Source organism: Sphingomonas sp. Leaf25 (assembly GCF_001421635.1).
GTDB lineage: Bacteria > Pseudomonadota > Alphaproteobacteria > Sphingomonadales > Sphingomonadaceae > Sphingomonas.
On the sequence record NZ_LMKU01000010.1, the window covers coordinates 20,538 to 36,327 of the forward strand.

20 protein-coding genes are annotated in these 15,790 nt (G+C 65.6%); 5 read left to right on the top strand and 15 right to left on the bottom strand.

Going from position 1 to position 15,790, the window contains the following annotated elements; genetic code table 11:
* The first annotated feature begins 34 nt into the window (after positions 1–34).
* A complete protein-coding gene (locus ASE78_RS18555) occupies positions 35–247 on the top strand; it encodes a hypothetical protein (protein WP_156351286.1) in 213 nt (70 codons plus the stop codon).
* On the opposite strand, the gene ASE78_RS04560 is transcribed toward ASE78_RS18555, so the two are convergent.
* The 4 genes from ASE78_RS04560 to ASE78_RS04575 all read right to left on the bottom strand — a co-directional run bounded on the left by ASE78_RS04560 (position 237) and on the right by ASE78_RS04575 (position 4,681).
* Positions 237–1,781 carry a lipopolysaccharide biosynthesis protein gene (locus tag ASE78_RS04560; protein WP_056493881.1) on the bottom strand — a complete coding sequence of 515 codons (1,545 nt, stop codon included), beginning with the start codon at positions 1,779–1,781 and terminating at the stop codon, positions 237–239. The two genes, ASE78_RS18555 and ASE78_RS04560, sit on opposite strands and share 11 nt — an antisense overlap.
* Positions 1,778–2,998, bottom strand: a complete 1,221-nt coding sequence (locus tag ASE78_RS04565; protein ID WP_235514878.1) for a glycosyltransferase — start codon at positions 2,996–2,998, stop codon at positions 1,778–1,780. Before ASE78_RS04565 ends, ASE78_RS04560 begins: the two co-directional genes overlap by 4 nt.
* Entirely contained in the window at positions 2,887–3,984 is a 1,098-nt protein-coding gene (locus ASE78_RS04570) for an acyltransferase family protein (protein WP_082467015.1), read from the bottom strand. The genes ASE78_RS04565 and ASE78_RS04570 overlap by 112 nt, the downstream gene beginning before the upstream one ends.
* A 439-nt stretch (positions 3,985–4,423) precedes the next feature.
* Positions 4,424–4,681, bottom strand: coding sequence for a hypothetical protein (locus ASE78_RS04575; RefSeq protein WP_200910996.1), 258 nt, complete (start codon positions 4,679–4,681; stop codon positions 4,424–4,426).
* 549 nt (positions 4,682–5,230) lie between these two features.
* Between ASE78_RS04575 and ASE78_RS04580 the strand changes: the two genes are divergently transcribed.
* Positions 5,231–5,455, top strand: coding sequence for a hypothetical protein (locus tag ASE78_RS04580; protein ID WP_056493893.1), 225 nt, complete (start codon positions 5,231–5,233; stop codon positions 5,453–5,455).
* Between the two features lie 210 nt (positions 5,456–5,665).
* On the opposite strand, the gene ASE78_RS04585 is transcribed toward ASE78_RS04580, so the two are convergent.
* Positions 5,666–5,998: a hypothetical protein gene (locus ASE78_RS04585; protein ID WP_056493897.1), complete on the bottom strand. Its 333-nt coding sequence runs from the start codon at positions 5,996–5,998 to the stop codon at positions 5,666–5,668.
* A 186-nt stretch (positions 5,999–6,184) separates the two neighbouring features.
* Positions 6,185–7,582: an NAD-dependent succinate-semialdehyde dehydrogenase gene (locus ASE78_RS04590; RefSeq protein ID WP_056493899.1), complete on the bottom strand. Its 1,398-nt coding sequence runs from the start codon at positions 7,580–7,582 to the stop codon at positions 6,185–6,187.
* Positions 7,583–7,600: 18 nt separating this feature from the next.
* On the opposite strand from ASE78_RS04590, the gene ASE78_RS18560 reads away from it, so the two are divergent.
* From ASE78_RS18560 to ASE78_RS04600, 3 genes are all read left to right on the top strand, one after another.
* On the top strand, positions 7,601–7,855 hold the full coding sequence (locus ASE78_RS18560) for a hypothetical protein (protein WP_156351287.1): 255 nt from the start codon (positions 7,601–7,603) through the stop codon (positions 7,853–7,855).
* Positions 7,852–8,148: a hypothetical protein gene (locus ASE78_RS04595; protein ID WP_056493902.1), complete on the top strand. Its 297-nt coding sequence runs from the start codon at positions 7,852–7,854 to the stop codon at positions 8,146–8,148. Before ASE78_RS18560 ends, ASE78_RS04595 begins: the two co-directional genes overlap by 4 nt.
* A gap of 75 nt (positions 8,149–8,223) precedes the next feature.
* Positions 8,224–8,559, top strand: a complete 336-nt coding sequence (locus tag ASE78_RS04600) for a hypothetical protein (RefSeq protein WP_056493904.1) — start codon at positions 8,224–8,226, stop codon at positions 8,557–8,559.
* On the opposite strand, the gene ASE78_RS19060 is transcribed toward ASE78_RS04600, so the two are convergent.
* The 9 genes from ASE78_RS19060 to parA form a co-directional block, all read right to left on the bottom strand.
* A complete protein-coding gene (locus ASE78_RS19060; protein ID WP_164490753.1) occupies positions 8,547–8,690 on the bottom strand; it encodes a hypothetical protein in 144 nt (47 codons plus the stop codon). The two genes, ASE78_RS04600 and ASE78_RS19060, sit on opposite strands and share 13 nt — an antisense overlap.
* Before the next feature lie 216 nt (positions 8,691–8,906).
* On the bottom strand, positions 8,907–9,752 hold the full coding sequence (locus ASE78_RS04605) for a hypothetical protein (RefSeq protein WP_056493907.1): 846 nt from the start codon (positions 9,750–9,752) through the stop codon (positions 8,907–8,909).
* Complete coding sequence (locus tag ASE78_RS04610; protein ID WP_230772256.1) at positions 9,749–10,228, bottom strand: hypothetical protein; 480 nt, start codon at positions 10,226–10,228, stop codon at positions 9,749–9,751. Before ASE78_RS04610 ends, ASE78_RS04605 begins: the two co-directional genes overlap by 4 nt.
* Positions 10,225–11,634: a hypothetical protein gene (locus tag ASE78_RS04615; protein ID WP_056493910.1), complete on the bottom strand. Its 1,410-nt coding sequence runs from the start codon at positions 11,632–11,634 to the stop codon at positions 10,225–10,227. Before ASE78_RS04615 ends, ASE78_RS04610 begins: the two co-directional genes overlap by 4 nt.
* Before the next feature lie 25 nt (positions 11,635–11,659).
* Complete coding sequence (locus ASE78_RS04620; RefSeq protein ID WP_200910997.1) at positions 11,660–12,424, bottom strand: penicillin-binding protein activator LpoB; 765 nt, start codon at positions 12,422–12,424, stop codon at positions 11,660–11,662.
* Positions 12,421–13,089: a helix-turn-helix transcriptional regulator gene (locus ASE78_RS04625; protein ID WP_156351288.1), complete on the bottom strand. Its 669-nt coding sequence runs from the start codon at positions 13,087–13,089 to the stop codon at positions 12,421–12,423. The genes ASE78_RS04620 and ASE78_RS04625 overlap by 4 nt, the downstream gene beginning before the upstream one ends.
* Positions 13,090–13,191: 102 nt before the next feature.
* A complete protein-coding gene (locus tag ASE78_RS04630) occupies positions 13,192–14,559 on the bottom strand; it encodes a tetratricopeptide repeat protein (RefSeq protein ID WP_056493915.1) in 1,368 nt (455 codons plus the stop codon).
* Between the two features lie 162 nt (positions 14,560–14,721).
* Positions 14,722–14,985: a ribbon-helix-helix domain-containing protein gene (locus tag ASE78_RS04635; protein WP_056493918.1), complete on the bottom strand. Its 264-nt coding sequence runs from the start codon at positions 14,983–14,985 to the stop codon at positions 14,722–14,724.
* Positions 14,982–15,635 (bottom strand): ParA family partition ATPase, encoded by a 654-nt coding sequence (gene parA / locus ASE78_RS04640; RefSeq protein ID WP_055763129.1) that lies wholly within the window; start codon positions 15,633–15,635, stop codon positions 14,982–14,984. Before parA ends, ASE78_RS04635 begins: the two co-directional genes overlap by 4 nt.
* Positions 15,636–15,790 lie beyond the last annotated feature (155 nt).

Consider the following 15,790-nt stretch of genomic DNA (forward strand, 5'->3'; position numbering starts at 1 on the left):
ACATTATGAGATACGTTTCTTCGACGGAGAACAGTTGCTGATGTCTTGTGAAATATGGCGTGAGGCTCGCATCACGCCGACAGCGCTCGATCTTCAGCAACAAGCGTCAGGAAACAAGCCGGCAGGCCTTTCTCTCAATTCCGGGTATCTGAACGATGCCGCCAATCGCGTGCTGGCAGGCAGGATCGGCAAGGTCATGGTCGACCGCGGTTGGGCCGCAGGCTCGGGCCAGCAGTCTATTCGCTAACCCGGCCCCGTGTAGCGACCCGTGCAATCAACCGGCTAACGCGCGCGGGTAGCTTGCGTCCAATCGCCTTTGCCAGTTCCTGTCCATCAAGAGTGAGAACCGGGTTCGGTAACAGGACCGCTCCGATGAACAGGATGATGCCACCCGCCGCGCCGGCCAACGGTACAATTAGCACTGGTGGCAATCCGGCGGCACGGGCAGCGAATGCTGTGCCCGCCATAGGGATCGTGAAAAAGAGCAGCGCCGGGATCGGCCTGAGATGCGCCTCAATCAACCGTCGGACCGACAGGCCTGTGACATCGGCAGCAAGATGCAGCTGCATCGCCATCTGAAGCAGGATCGCCAAGCTGACTCCTGCGACCACACCTTGCAGCCCCCAACGCGACCCGAGCGCCGCGCCTGCCGCAACGGCAAGAAAATAAACCCCCTGGCGCCAGGCGATCTGCCAGTTCGCACCGGTCGCGCGAGCGGTGGTGCTGGCGAGACGTTGTGTCGACCGGAACGGAATGGCCAGCGCGAACAAGGCCAGCAGGGGCGCCGCATTATCCCATTTCGGTCCGAGGGCGATCGCGATCAATTCCGGGGCCAGCACGCAGCACGCGGCGGCAGCAAGATACAGGACCATGTTCATCAGCAACAGGCCACGATACAATCCGCGGGCAAGCCGTGCGCGGTCGTCCTGCACCGCCGACATGCCGGGAAACGCGACATCCTCGACGACGTTACCGAGCAGAAGCGCTGGTAGTCGCATGATCTGATAGCTGCGCGAATATAGACCAAGCGCCGCCGGGCCAAGCAATCGCGCGACGACCGCAAAATCCGCTTGGTTGGCAAAGGTGTTGAGGATCTGCCCAACGGAGTAGCCCGCACCGAAGTTTCCGAGCTGGCGGATCGTGTCGCGCCGCCACAAGGGGCGCCGCGGGTGGCGGATGCCAAGCGACAAGAGGATCGCCGCCGAACTGACCTCACCGAGCTTGGCCGCCACCAGCGACCAAGGGCCGAGCCCGGCTACCGCACATCCGACCCCAATCACGCCATAGCCGATAAGGTAGCTGCCCAATCGGCGGGCGGCGAGCAGGCCGAACTTGCGCTGCCTCGCCGCAATGCCTTCCGCCACCGTTCCCAGCGACTGAATAATGAAAGCGATCGACAAAACCTGTAGCATGGGCCGGGCAGCAGGCGTTGCCACCAGTTGCGACAGCGGACCCGACAACAGAAACAACCCGGCAGCCAGTACCAGACTGATCGTCATCGCCAGGGTGAAAGCGATCCGAATATCTTCATCGGTCAGCGTAGACCGTTGCACCACGGCCGGACGCATACCGAGCTGCGCGATACTTTGCGTCAGCTCGATGATGACCATAGCCGCCGCGACCACGCCGAAATCGGCGGGCGTGAGCAGGCGCGCCAATACGCCGACGGCGACGAATTGAAGGATGACCTGCGCCATGGCGGACAATGTCAGCCAGCTACCGCCGACCAAGGTCGTCCGAGTCAGGTTCGCCGCGCGGTCGGATTTGGCGGTATCGTTCATGCGGCGGGGAACAGCACGGGTAGATAGCGATCCAGACTGCGATCGACCGTGAAGTCGAGCCCCCGCTCCTTCAACCGCTCGCGATCGGGAGGATTGTCGAGCACTTTGGCAATCGCCGCCATCATGACCTGGTCGTCCCCAACCGGTACCAGCGGTCCATATTGCCCGTCTTCCAGAACGTCGGTAGGGCCGCTCGGACAATCCGCCGCGACGACCGGTGCCCCGCACGCGATCGCTTCCACCAGTACGTTGGGCAAACCTTCGTACCGCGACGACAGCACGAATACGTCGCAGCATCGCATCGCCGCAAACGGCTGCGGCAGATGGCCCGGCAGCGCGATATCATCCGCATAACCGCTTTCCGCTACCGCGGCTTCCAACCGAGCCCGTTCGCTACCTTCGCCAAATATGACAAGACGACACGGACGGGTCGCGCGCAACCGGGCAAAGGCACGGATCAGCGTGCCGAAATCCTTCTGCATCTCGAGCCTGCCGACCCCCAGAATAATGGGGGACCCACCATCCGACAGCCACGCATGGGATGGTTCCTGCGTGGCGGCATGCAGCAGATGCGGCGTGACCACCGGATTGACGGCAATCGTGGTGATGCGCTCCGGTGCGAGCTTGGCAACGTTCGCCAGATCCGCGGCCATATCCTTGGCGATGGCGATGATCGCGTCGGCACGCGGATAGGCAAGGGGAGCGAGACGATAAGCGAACCGGGTCGCAGCATAGGGACTGTCCCGGCGCGCCACGCTGGGAAACAGACCTTCGCGCAGTACGACCCGGACACCCGTTCGGGACAACCGGCCAGCCAATGCCGCTACGACGTTGCAGGCGGGTTCGGTAGTAAACAGGGTATCGACGGGGTTGCGGCGAAGCCATGTCGCAAGACCCGAAACGGCACGCAGCAGACGCCCCCCGCCTATGCGGACCACCGGAATGGCCGGATCGAGTTCGGTGGCGAAGGCGTCACCGGGCAGCAGCGTCAATACCGTGACGGCATAACCGCGACGATGCAGTCCCGTAGCGAACCGAACCATGGCACGCTGCGCCCCGCCGCCGCTTCTGAGCGTGCGGATGAAAATGGCAATCGAACGCATGCTCACGAGGCTTTCCCTGTCGAGGGTATCAATTTGGAACGACGACCCGATGCAGCGAGCCAGCGTCTCGCCGGCATTTCGAACCAGCGATAGGATATGCTCGAGGCGATCCACAGCACCGCGAACATCACGAAAAGCCATCCGATCGTCGCGACGGATCCCAAGTGCAGGACACGTTTGGCCAGCGTCATCATCACCGTCGCGACTGGCATATGCAGCATGTAGAGCGAATAGGTCAGCTCGCCCCCGCGTCCTGCCATCGTCAAAAGGCGACCGGTACGCTTCTGCACGTCCAGCGCCACCATCGATGCGACCCAGCAATAGCCGATCAACAGCAACGGGAGATATGCGATGTTGGAAAAGAGGGCTGCAAGAAAGGCGGCTGCCGACAGCCCCGCCGCCAAGGCCGGTACCGGCAGTCGCATCAGCCAGTCGCGCCGGGCATGCAGCGCCAGACCGAAGAGGAAGGACGGCACTGCCCGCAATGCCCCTCCCTGCGAGGCGCGCAGCAGCCAGTATTGCGCCCCGGGATAGGTCGACCACAGTTCCAGCAAAGCGATCGCAACCGCGGCCAGAACCAGCAGCAACAGCCCGCGTCCGGGCCGGGCCAGCATCACAAACAAGGGAAACAGCAGGTACATCGCCATTTCCGCACTGATCGACCAGCTGGGTGTATTGAACGATACCGCCCGACACACGCCCCAGCCATGGACCAGCAGCAGATTGGGTACGAGGCAGGACCAGTCGAACCGGTTGGCGGAATCCGGCTTGATCCCGACGAACATCAACAGTCCGAGCGCGACGTAAAAACCCAATGTCACGACATGCAACGGAAGCAGTCGTGCGACCCGCTTTTGCAGGAACAAACCGTAGCGGAAACCTCGTCCGACCTGATCGGCATAGACATGCCCTAGAACGAAACCGGAGATCGCGAAAAACACATCAACCCACAACCTGAAGCGTCCGAGATCCGGCGCCTCGCCGCTGGGCCAAAGGTCGGGAGTGATATATTCGGAATAATGATAAAAAATGACGCCTACCGATGCGACCAAACGCAAGGCATCCAAGGCATGAAGATCATGCCCATGGAGAGTCGCCATCGTTTTTACGCTCACGTTATAAACCCGCGTATCATGCACCGCCCCCCTGCATTGCGCCTGACCCTATCCGTTGCCCCCGGTCCGGGAATAGCCGTTCGCAGGTGCAGCGACCACATATTTGTGCCGGTATGAGGAACGTCATCCGGCCCTTTCGGGATTGAGGATCACAAAAACACTTGAACGTAATCTAAAGCGTCAACATTCGACAATGGTTCGGTTGCTGTATCGATTGATAAAGAACGACATTACGCTTTGATGCTTGTTGCAACCTGTATGGCCCCGCCATCCGATCGAGGGCAGCTTTTCCCTACCTGAGAACCACATCAGCATCTCGTGGGAGAAGAGCTGAGAGCCGCTGGTGAAGTTGCCCGAATTGCGCGGGGGGCTTGCTGCGCCCGGAGTGGTGCTTGAGCGTCAGGGGCACCCATCGGAACGGATGTCATCGCGCATGGTATTTCTCCATGCGGCGGTTGGTTTCAGCGAGGATCTGCTCGCGATACTGAGGGTACTGCTCGGTGATGATTTTATCGAGGGCGATCTGCGAAAACTCGCTGATCTGATGGTGGCGATATGCGCTTTCGTTCTCGCCGTCGGTGAACTCGAGAAACCGCTCGATCGCGATCCGCATAAGATCGGAGGGACGCAGCATACGACGCTTGGCTTCCACCTCGAAGCGACCAAATACCTCCGGGGTCAACCGGACCGATAAAGGGTGAGATTTCAACAATGATTCAGCCTTCTAGCAGGGGGACTGATGGGGCTTCAGGAAAGGCATTTTTTCTAACGCTGTCGGCACAACTTAACAAAGAAAAGTCGAACATATTTGAACATACCGTCGACTTTGTTGACAGTTAAGGTGCTGAAATATATAGTTGTATACGTTGTATTCTTCGGCGTTTACGATGCAGACGTTTTGTCATTGTTGTAAACAAGCAACGAAAGCCGCTAAGATACTGTTTTTAATGCCTTAATCGGCGGCGGAGCCGCGTACGGTGTGCTAGTCTTCTGTCCTGTCCCATGTGTTGTTCGCTGGTTCTTCGTTCTTCAGGTTCGAAGCTCGTCGGAACCGGATTCCCGCGGGGCGCGACGTCGCCATGAGGCGGGACGATGCAGGCCGAAACGGGTCGCGGGCAAGGGTCGGCCGATGCCGGGATAGATGCCGCATAGTGGCGCTTTCGTCGTGGGATCGAAGGGGGTAGGGGGAGCCGTCCAGAACCCGATGAGCCGACATGAAAGGTTCAAGGAAATGGCGAAGTCACTGAGTGCGGAAATGACCGCGATTCTGGTCGAGGAGCGCAAGCTTGCCGAGCGTCGCAAGGCGCATCTGGTGAAGGTGCGCGGGGCGGGTATCGCGAGCATCGAGAAGGCGGGTCTGCTCAAGCTGCCGCTCGATCGTCTCGAAGGTCTGATGAAGGCGGTGAAGACGCTCGGGGTGGAGGAGACGGAACACCGGTTGCAGGCGAAGGCCTGACGCGACGATACCATTCATCCGGCCCATGGCCGCGTCGGGGTTCGATGCCCCGGCGCGGCTATTTTTTCGACGGCTGCGGTGGCGCTGTACCGGACGTTGTGGTCGCCCCGGTCTTGGCGGTATCAGGCAAAAAACGGGACGCGGCAGCGGGTGCTGCGGCGTCCCGGTGATGGTTCGATCAGAGCGCCGGAAGATCACCCGGCGGGGGTGTCAGGCCCATGCCAAACGGGCGGTTTTGGGCTCCTTCACGGCACGTCCTATGGCGAGCAGATCGGGGAGTTTTTGCGCAAGATAGGGGTTGGCATCGATGCGCCGCCGGATCGTCGGATTGGTGAGCCGATCGCGCAGTTCGGTGAGGGGAACCGTACCGATGCTGTCGGCAGTGATCCCAAGGGTTTCGAGCAAGACATAGGCGTTGCCATTGGCGAGATTCAGTTCCGGCGCTGCATCGGGATTGTCCGCCAGTTCGAGACAGATCGAAGCGCCCTGACGGATGCGGGAGATGCGGACGCGGTGGCCGAGATACTGTGCCTCGTCGACCACCGCGATGACGGCCGGATCGCGGTTACGACGGCCAGCGCGAGGGAGCAGACATGCGCCTCGAACAAGAAGATCGGAACACCGATCGTGCCACGGTCGAGAGAGATCACCGGGACCGATGACACCCACGACCAAGTGCCAAACCCCTCCAATCCCGCCCTCACCGCAACAGCGTTAAGTGCCCGCTATTTACTCTACCCCGGCCCCTTCCCCGTCCGCGCCCTTTACCTGAAACACCGTCTTCAAATTCATGAACTCGTGTAGCCCGAACGGTCCCAGTTCGCGGCCGTGGCCCGATCGCTTGATCCCGCCGAACGGGGCCTGCGGCGACGATGCCAGCATCTGGTTGACCGCGACCATTCCTGCCTCGATGTTGCGCGCGGAGTGTTCAACTTCCTGACGGTCCGTGGTCCATACCGAGGAGCCGAGGCCGAAGGGGATGGCGTTGGCGAGCGTGATCGCGTCGTCGAGGTCGGTGGCGCGGAACAGCATTGCGATGGGGCCGAAGATTTCCTCGGCCATCAGCGGGCTGTCCGGCGGCACGTTGGTCAGGATGCCGGGGGTGAGATAGGCCCCGGGCAGGTCGGGCCGTTCGCCGCCGAACAGCAAGGTCGCGCCCTGTCGCTTCGCCTCCTCGATCTGGCCGAGCACCGTATCGCGCTGCTCGAAGCTGGAGAGCGGCCCCATCGCCACCTCGGGGTCGAGCGGATTGCCAACCTTCACCGCGCGCATCGCCGCCGTGAAGCGATCGAGGAAGGCGTCGTATATGTCCGTGTGGACGATCATCCGCTTGGCGCAGATGCACGATTGCCCGCTGTTCTGGATGCGGCCCTGCACCGCCGCCTTCACCGCCTTGTCGAGATCGGCCGAGGGCATGACGATGAACGGGTCCGAGCCGCCGAGTTCCAGCACCACCTTCTTCAGGTTGCGCCCGGCGGCCTCCGCCACCGCGATCCCCGCCCCTTCGCTGCCGGTCAGCGTCACCGCGACCACGCGGGGGTCGGCGATCAGGTCCGCCACCGCGTCCGAACCGATGGCGAGGTTCTGGAACAGCCCCTCGGGCGCGCCGGCGGCGAGCGCCATTTCCTCCATCAATCCGGCCACGCCCTGCACGATGCTGGCATGTTTGAGCAGCGCGACATTGCCGGCGAGGATGGTGGGCGCAAGGAAGCGCACCGCCTGCCAATAGGGGAAATTCCACGGCATGATCGCCAGCACCGGGCCTTGGGGGCAGAAGCGGACCTCGGCGCTGCCCGCATCGCCCAGGGGAAAACGCTGCGGTTCGAGCATCGCCGGGCCGTGGGTGGCGTAATGGCGGAAGGCGGCGGCGCATTTCTCGACCTCGGCCACCGCCGAGGCGAGCGTCTTGCCCATTTCCGCGGTCGCCATCCGCGCGAGGCGATCCTTGTTCGCGTCATATTGATCGGCGATCCGTTCGAGCAGCGCGACCCGTTCGGACAACGGCGTCAGCCGCCATGCGGCATAGGCCTGCGCGGCACGGGCCAGCTTCGCCTCGATCTCGTCCGCGCCCAAACGGGGATAGGTCGCGATCTGCTGACCGGTCGCGGGGTTGACGCTCTTGAACATCGGGGAACCTCGAATGGCGTGCCGGCACGGCGGCGGTTGCCGGGAAAAACGCCGGTCATGGAAGCGGGTTGCCGATCGGCCGATCGGGTGGTTCGAGAATTTTCCCAATTGATGGTGCAGCTTGCTGCGGCTTGGCGGCGCATCATGCTGTCCTGCGTATGGCTATCGATCAAAATGGCGGAAAACTGCGGTTTTTTGAAACTGGCACGGCGGCTGCAAAGCAGAAAATATAACCGGAACCAACCGGACACACACAGGGAAACACGATCATGACCGCCATCCGCTTCGCCGCTTCGACCGTTTTCGCCCTCGTCGCCGCCACTTCGGCCCATGCCGCCGAGCCGAACGCCGCCCCTGCTCCCGCACCGGTCGCTGTCAGCAGCGCGGCGCTGGTCGTCACCCTCGCCGCCGGCCCGGCGGCGCTCGCCCATCAGGCGTCGCCCAAGGCGCGCTACTGCTTCCAGGTCGAGCGCGTCGGTTCGCGCATCGCCCCCAAGGTCTGCCAGACCCGCGCCCAGTGGGAAGCGAACGGCGTCGATCTCGACGCGGCGCTGGCCGGTCGCTGATGGCTCCGGGGCGGGAAACCCCGCCCCTTGATGCCGCCCGCGCCAACATCCATCCTGCGCTCAGGAGAGCAAGCGATGGACAGCGATAAGATCCGGGTCAGGGCGATGATCCGCCTGCTGGCGACGTCCGAAGGCGGCCGCACCTCGCCGATCCGGGGGAGCTATCGCCCCAACCACAACTTCTTCGAAACCGTCGATCGCGAGATGATGATCGGGTTCATCGATCTGCCCGAGGGCAGCGAGCTACGACCGGGCGAGAGTATGGAGGCGTTCATCGCCTTCTGGCAGGCACCCGGTCTGGACGACCTGCTCTATCCGGGGCGCCAATGGCGCATCCAGGAAGGCATGAGGCTCGTGGGGATCGGCACCGTTCTGGCGGTACTGCCGCCCGGGGACGATCAGTGGCCGTAGCGTTTGATGCCCCGCTGGCGCAGCTTGCGGCGCTGGCGGCGGTGCAGCGTCACCGCCACCCAGGGCGCGGTCAGCAGCAACACGCCACCGATGATGGTATAGGCCAGCACTTCGCGGGTCAGTTCGATCATGCGGACCCTGTCGCAACTCAAGGGTGGATTGTCACCCCTGAAAACGGTCAATCCGTCTCGATTATGGCTCCTGCAATCGTTTTCTCCTGTCCGGCGAAATGATTCGAAACCGGTTCGCACCATAGCGACCGAAAAAATATCCTCATTCTATCCAATATGTTGAACGTTATTCAAGTGTAGACACGTCGACAATCCTACCTGTCGAACACTGCCATCCTATCGACGGGCAATCGCCCGCATCGCATCGAGCGCGATCTGGCGACCGACCGCATAGGGGCCCGGTGCCGCTACACTCGCCCGCACGAAACCGCGTTCGCCCGCGACATAGGGCTGCGACCCCACCGGCGGCCGGCCGGCGCTGACCGCCCGCACGACCACCTGCCCGCTCGCCAGATCGCGCCCGATGATCCGGCGGCGGCCGTCGTTCATCGCCACGACCTCCAGCGTCCATTCGGCGCGACCGAGCAGCGCGCGCGTCTCGATCGACTGGACGTTGGCGGTGTCGTTGCCCAGCGCCGTGGTGCGCAGGATCGCGGTACGATCGATCAGGCGGACGCCGGCATCGGCCAGCGCATCGCTGAAGCCGCGTTCGATGTCGAAGTCGCGCGCCTCGTCGTCGGCCGCCGTGCGAAGGCCGGGGTCGAGCGTGCGGGTGGTCGTGACCTGCTCGGCATCGATCCGGCTCGAACCGTTCGCCGTTACCTCGGTATCGGTGCCGCGCCGCCAGGCGGTCTCGCTGCGGCTGCCTTCGGCGCGTTGCTCGCCGTCGACATGCAGCCGGGTCACCTCCTCGCGCGCACTGTCGAGGTCGGCGGTCAGTTCGCGGTTCCAGAAGACGACGACCCGCGGCCGGCCCGCCGCGGCATAGGCGGCGGCGAAGCGGGCCAGCTCGATCCGCGCCGGATCGGCGGCGGCGGGCGGTGCCGGCAGCGTCAGCGGCTGACCGCTGCGGGTCGCGGCATTTCCCGCCATCGGCGGCTGCCCGTCGCGCCACTGGGCGGTGGCGGGAACGATGGTCAGCGCCGTGGCCATGAGCGCGATCGACAGCCGGGCGACGGTCATTGGTCGCTGCGCAGTTCGATCAGATAATGCGCGACCGCCGTCGTTCCGATCGAGCGCTCCTGATAGGTCGCCATCGACAGCGGCGCGATATGCACCACCCGCCACACTGAGGTCGGCTCGGTCGGATACTGGCTGGCGTCGAGGAACGACGAGCGGACCTCGACCGCGAGCGGCGCCTTGGTGCAATTGACGATCCGCGCCATCACCTCCAGCGTGTCGGCGGGGGTCCGCCTGGCGAACAGCCCCTCGACCACCACCTGTTTCCACACCCGGTCGTTCATCTGCACCGCATCGAGCGACACCGGCGTCATCGCGCGCGGCACATTGGCGACCAGCGCCGGGCCGACCGGGGCGGGCGCACGCCGCGCCGCGCCGATACGGCATTTGAGCGGACGGTTCTCGCGCGTCTCGGCGGCGCTGCCGCCCAGCAGTGCGATACCGCCCAGCAGCAAGGTCGCGATCACGACCGGCTTCACAGCACTTGCCCTTCGAGCGCGGTGCGGAACGCCCGGTTCTTGTCGATCACCGGTTTCTTGCGCGCCTGCGACGCGGCGACGCCGTCATCCTCGCCGACGATCGTCTTGCCATAGGCCACCGGGCGCGAGCGCATCCACACGATGCTGCACGCCTTGGGGTCGGCCCGCATCGTCTGCCCGGTCAGCTCGACCGGTCCCTTCTCGCCCGCATAGGCGACCGAATAGGTCCAGTCGGGCGCGGTCGCCTTGGCGGTCGCGACCATCAGCCGGTCGGGCAGCCCGTCCCACATGCGGATGTCGGCGCGGGTCTTCATCGCCGAGGAGAACATCGAGAAGGCGAGGCCAGCCAGCGCCATATAGCCGCCCGAGGCATCGGTGCTGGTCAGCCCCTGCGTCATCAGCGCGGTGCCGAGGCTGTCGGTGCCCTGCTTCCAGTTGGCCTTGCCATTCATCAGCCCGTCGATCGCGCGGCCGCCGCGCGTCGTCGCCTGATAGGTCACGCTGCTGGCCGGCAGCATCGCGAGCGTGGCGGGGGTGCCGCCGGCGCTGTGGGTGATGGTGGCGAGCGTCTCGGGATAGTCCGCCCCGCCCTGGAACAACAGCTTCTGCGCTTGCGCCCCGTCGCGCGCCTTGACCGGGCCATTGCCCAGCTCGGCGATGAAGAGGACGTTATCGCCCTCCCCGGGCAGCGTCAGCGCCTTCTCGTTCTTGGTGGCGAGATCGAAGAATTCCCGTGCGGCGGTATCGCGCCCCTGACAGTGCAGGCTCCACCCGCGCAGATAGTTCATCATCGCGAAGTCGGCCTGGAACTCCTCGCCGTCGGACAGCGTGTCCTGCCGCTCGGCTTCCTTGAACGCGGCATGGGCGTTGCCGTAATCGCCGGCCTGAAGATACAGCAGCCCGCGATAATAATAGGCCATGGCGCGCTCGTACGGCTCGCCCTTGTAATCCTTGTTCGCTTCGTTGTGGAACACCGACCGCGCGGTCGCCGCCTGCGGATTGTCGGCATAGACCGCCTCGATCCGTCCCAGCGCCTGATCGAACGCCCATGCGGCATCCTTGTACAGCCCCGCCTCGAACGCCGCGAGGCCGAGCCGCTGGAAGTTCAGCACCGCATTGCGCTCACCCCCGGTATAGAGGCTCTGGTAGAGCGGGCGCAGCTTTTCGGGCCGGGCGCCGACATAGGCGGCGATCTGGTCAGGATAGGGTCCGTCGCCATATTTGGCGCGCAGTTCGCGCTGCTTCTTCTCTTCCGCCTTGGCGGCGGCGCGCGCAGCCTTTTCGGCGGCTTTGGCCGCTGCCGGATCGGTGACGGGTGCGGCCGCCGGCGCGGCATCCTGCGCGGTGGCGACGGCGGTCGGTGCCAGCAGCGCGATCAGCGCGGCGGCAGTAACGAAGTGGCGCATGGTATATCCCCCCGGATAGACGTGGTCAGCGGTAAACGATGTCGTCGCCTGCGGCGCGCAGGATCACATAGGGCTGGCTGGTCCATGGCAGATCGCCGGTTTCCAGATCGACCAGCTCGAAGACCACCTGCGTGCGGCGCTGGACGAGGCCCGATTTCGTATCGCGCGAGTCCAGCGAGCTCATCTTGCCGATCAACTGGTAATCGACCCCCGACACGCCCTGCGTCATGCCGCGCGTGCCGCCGTCGGCGACGCCGGTGCGCTTCAGCTCGCGCTCGCGCATCACGATGTCCATCGACTCCCGGCTGACGAAGCGGATCCGCCCCGCCGCCGCGCGGCTGAGGCTGGCGCGCAGCGATCCGGTCAGCATGTCGCGGTCGATGCGCTGCGAGCTGTCGTTGTAGAATTTCTCGCTGTCGATGACGACGCGCGGCGGGGTAGGCGTACCGACGATGTCGGGGCGCGACATCAGCTCGCGCATCACCTGGTCGGCCATCATGTCGATGTCGCGCGATTCCAGCCCCACGCCGAAGATCGCGCCGCGCCCGGTCGGGTCGAGCTCGGTCGCCTGCGTGCCGCGCCGGTTGCGCTGGGCCGAGGCCGGCATGGCGACCAGCGCCACGGCGGCGATTGTGCCCATGATGATCGATCCGCGCATATGCTCCCCCGAACTGCCCTTGCCGCGCTCTCCCCGGAGCGCAGCGGCGTTGCCCCGCCCCGGGTCTGCGCGCACCCGGCCCTGCCGCGCCATACGCCATCTGGCGTATGCCCCGGCGATGCGGACGGTCACGCCGGCCCCATCCGTGCCAGCAGCGCGATCAGATCGGACTGGCGCGACACGCCGGTCTTGGCGAACATCCGGCGCAGATGGACGCGCAGCGTCGTCGCCCGGCAATCGCGCGCCGCCGCCGCGGATTCGAGCGAATGGCCGCTCGCCAGCAACGCCGCCAGCGCGGCTTCGCTGGGGGTCAGGGCGAATGCCTCGCGCCACAGCGACGGAGCCGGGGCCGGACGGCGGGCGGGATCGATCAGCGTCACGATCGCGGCGGCACGCGCCGTCCGCTCCCGCGCCTCGATGCGGCGGATCACGACGATCAGCGGCACCCTACCGACCGGACGGCAGCAGCGCACCGCCGCCGTATCGGCACCGCCCGTCACCACCCGAGCGATCGCCGCGTCGAGCCATCCCTGATCGCCCGGGGCCACCGTCCGCAACATGGCACGCGGCAGCGCGCCCGACAGCGTCACCCCGTCGCTCCCTCCCGCAATCGCGACGAACGCCCCGGCCGCGACGACCACCTCGCCGGCCTCGCCCAGCAGCGCCGCCGGCTCGACCATCGCCTCGACACGCCCCTGCCATGCCGAGCCGCCGCGATCGTCGAGCGCATCACCGCCCGGTACGTCCATCCGGGTGCGCTCGAATATCGCTACCCCCGCCCATATTCCGTCGGCCACCGCGTTCCCCCCGCTGCCTGATGGCTACAAGGGGTAGCGGCATCGCTGGCGCGGCGGGGGTCGCAATGCGTCGCAAGCCGTCGCAATAGATCGCCGGAACCCTTATTCGGGTTCGATCCGTTGCTGTCGCAGTCTGCCCAGCGCGGCGATCAACGCGGCGTCGCCACGCCAGCGGTCGCGAATGTGGCGGACGAACCCCGCCGCCCCCCAGCGTTCGCCATGGGTGCGGGCGTCAGCGAGGATCGCGCCAAGCTGGCCCCGTTCGCCGGCAAGGCTCGCCACGAACGCCGGCCAGCTATGGTCGGGACGTTCGGCGCTCTGGGTATAGGACAGCGCGCGGCTGAGCATCACCGCATAGGTCGCGGCATACCGGCCATCGCCCGTCGCGGCATCGATCGCCAGCGTCCGGTCGATCGCCGCGCTATAGGCGATCAGCTCGCGTTCGGCACGCGCCTGCGCCCGGGCGCGCAGATGCAGCGCATAGCCCGCAAGGTCGCCCCCGGCCAAGGCGACGATGCTGAGCGCGTCATGCGCGCTCGACAGCATCGGCTGCCGCCGCGCGACATCGTCGAGCATCTCCCGCGCCTCGACCACGCGGCCTGCCATCCACAGCCCCCAGCCATAATCGGCCAGCAGATAGGGCGCGCCCGGCGCCAGCATCCGCGCCGCGTCGAACTCGCGCGCGGCGGCGGCATCCTCGCCATTGTCGGCAAGGATATTGGCATACCATAGATGCGCCAGCGGATCGCGCGGACCATTGGCGATCGCCCGGCGGAACACGGCCCCGGCGCGTACCGGATCACGGTCGCACCAATAGGCGGCGACCCCTTCGACCCGATCGGCGACGACCGATTGCGGTGCGACCTTGCGCGCGGCATCCGCCGCACGGCGCGCCTCGGCGAAGGCGACCGCATCGGGTGCCGATCCGAACTCGCGCGCCAGCAGCCACGCCTCGGCAAGCGATTCCTGCACGCCGGCATGATCGGGGTGGCGTGCCGCGATCGCCCGCAACACCGGGATTGCGCGAGCAAGACGCGCGCCATCGCGCAGCGCCACATCGTCGCGCGCGGTGACGTAGCGGGCCATCGTCGCATCGGACAGGGCCCCTCCCCCGGCACCGCGCCACTGCCATGCCGCGAGCGCCCCGCCGCCCAGCGCGATCAACCCCAGCGCTGCACCCCGGCGCGACCAACGCGACGGTGACGGCGGCGGCAAGGGCATTGCGACGTTTGGAGGAGCTGTCGGTGGATCGTCCGGCGGCAGTTCGGCGACCGTCCCGGCCCCCTGCCCCGCCATCCACGCATCGAGTTCGTGCGCCAGTGCATAGACGCTGCGGCTCTTGCCACCGGGCAGCGCATGGACCGGCAGGCCACGGTCCCCCGCCCAACGGATCGCGGTCGAGCGGTCGCGGCCGAGATAGGCGGCGATCGACTTCCACCCGTCGATGCGATGGTCCCCAGGCTTCTCCACCCCGTCTACGGCCCCGTTTTCTAACGCAGCCCCCGCTGCGACGGCCAAGCCATAGGATGGGCCGCTGGATCGATCCAGCGCGTATTGATTGCTTTTATACCGGGGCACCAACTTGTCGGAATGTCGAAGTGTCGACAATCCAACAAGTTGGAATATTGGCGGCTACTCCCCGACCGGACTCTCGCCATATTTGCGCAGCACGTCGTTGAACGCCTCGGCCATCAGCGCTTGCAGGCTGCGGTCCTGTCGCCGGGCCAGCATGTGCATCGACAGCGACATTTCAGGCGTGAAGAAGCCGGCAATCTGCTTGCGCCCCGCCCGGCTCGGCACGGCGGCGGGTTTCGTCTCGGGGGGCGGGGCAGGGGCCGCGACCGGCTCGGGCAAGGTCCGCGCGCGCAGATTGGCGAAACTCGGCTTGCGGCTCATGCGCGGATCTTTCTGAAACGGGGAACACCCATGTCGAGCTGTCGGCATGTCCACTTGTAGAGCGCGCGAACCTCGTCCGCCGCCTTGCCCTCGCCATCGCTCTCCAGCACGGTGCGCCCTTCGGCGCTGGCGTGGCGATAGGCGGCGCGATCGGGCAGCAGCATCGGGCAGGGCGGCGTGCCGAAGCTCTCCACCAGTTCGCCCGCTTCCTGATACACCCGCGGTGCATTGGGCGGCCCGGCGGTGAAGACGACGAAGGCGGGCTTGCGCAGCAGTTGCACCAGCTTGGCGCTGGTCTGGATCGCCGAGAGGTCGAACGCGCTCGGCCGGCATGGGATCAGCACCAGATCGGCGATCTCGACCGCCGCCCGCGCCGCGCTGTCGGCATGCGGTGGCGTGTCGATCACGATCACCTCGGCACCCTGTTCGCGCGCGGCGGCGACCTTGGCGGCGAGGCGGGGCGGGGGGCTGTCGATCACTTCGGGCGGGGCATCACCGCGCCATGCCGCCCATTGGCTGGCGGTCGCCTGCGGATCGGTATCGATGACGAGCGCCACCTTGCCCGACGCCTGCGCCGCGGCGGCGAGATGGAGCGCGAGCGTGGTCTTGCCCGCGCCACCCTTCTGACTGATGATCGCGATGGTCGTCATGTCGGATGCTATAGGTGTCGACAGGTCGACAATGCAACACGCGATGCCGCTGGTGAGGATATGCCGTCAGTCCCGCTTGCTCTCGCCGGAGAGGGGTCACTGCACGAAAGTGAAGTTTACGTACGCTAGGATCGAACGAACGGCGAACGCGGACG

What these genes read in the sequence shown, in the direction of transcription:
- ASE78_RS04560 (WP_056493881.1), bottom strand. Translation starts at nt 1,781, where the DNA reads ATGAACGATACCGCCAAATCCGACCGCGCGGCGAACCTGACTCGGACG.
- ASE78_RS04570 (WP_082467015.1), bottom strand. Translation starts at nt 3,984, where the DNA reads ATGGCGACTCTCCATGGGCATGATCTTCATGCCTTGGATGCCTTGCGT.
- ASE78_RS04580 (WP_056493893.1), top strand. Translation starts at nt 5,231, where the DNA reads ATGGCGAAGTCACTGAGTGCGGAAATGACCGCGATTCTGGTCGAGGAG.
- ASE78_RS04590 (WP_056493899.1), bottom strand. Translation starts at nt 7,582, where the DNA reads ATGTTCAAGAGCGTCAACCCCGCGACCGGTCAGCAGATCGCGACCTAT.
- ASE78_RS04595 (WP_056493902.1), top strand. Translation starts at nt 7,852, where the DNA reads ATGACCGCCATCCGCTTCGCCGCTTCGACCGTTTTCGCCCTCGTCGCC.
- ASE78_RS04600 (WP_056493904.1), top strand. Translation starts at nt 8,224, where the DNA reads ATGGACAGCGATAAGATCCGGGTCAGGGCGATGATCCGCCTGCTGGCG.
- ASE78_RS19060 (WP_164490753.1), bottom strand. Translation starts at nt 8,690, where the DNA reads ATGATCGAACTGACCCGCGAAGTGCTGGCCTATACCATCATCGGTGGC.
- ASE78_RS04605 (WP_056493907.1), bottom strand. Translation starts at nt 9,752, where the DNA reads ATGACCGTCGCCCGGCTGTCGATCGCGCTCATGGCCACGGCGCTGACC.
- ASE78_RS04615 (WP_056493910.1), bottom strand. Translation starts at nt 11,634, where the DNA reads ATGCGCCACTTCGTTACTGCCGCCGCGCTGATCGCGCTGCTGGCACCG.
- ASE78_RS04635 (WP_056493918.1), bottom strand. Translation starts at nt 14,985, where the DNA reads ATGAGCCGCAAGCCGAGTTTCGCCAATCTGCGCGCGCGGACCTTGCCC.
- parA (WP_055763129.1), bottom strand. Translation starts at nt 15,635, where the DNA reads ATGACGACCATCGCGATCATCAGTCAGAAGGGTGGCGCGGGCAAGACC.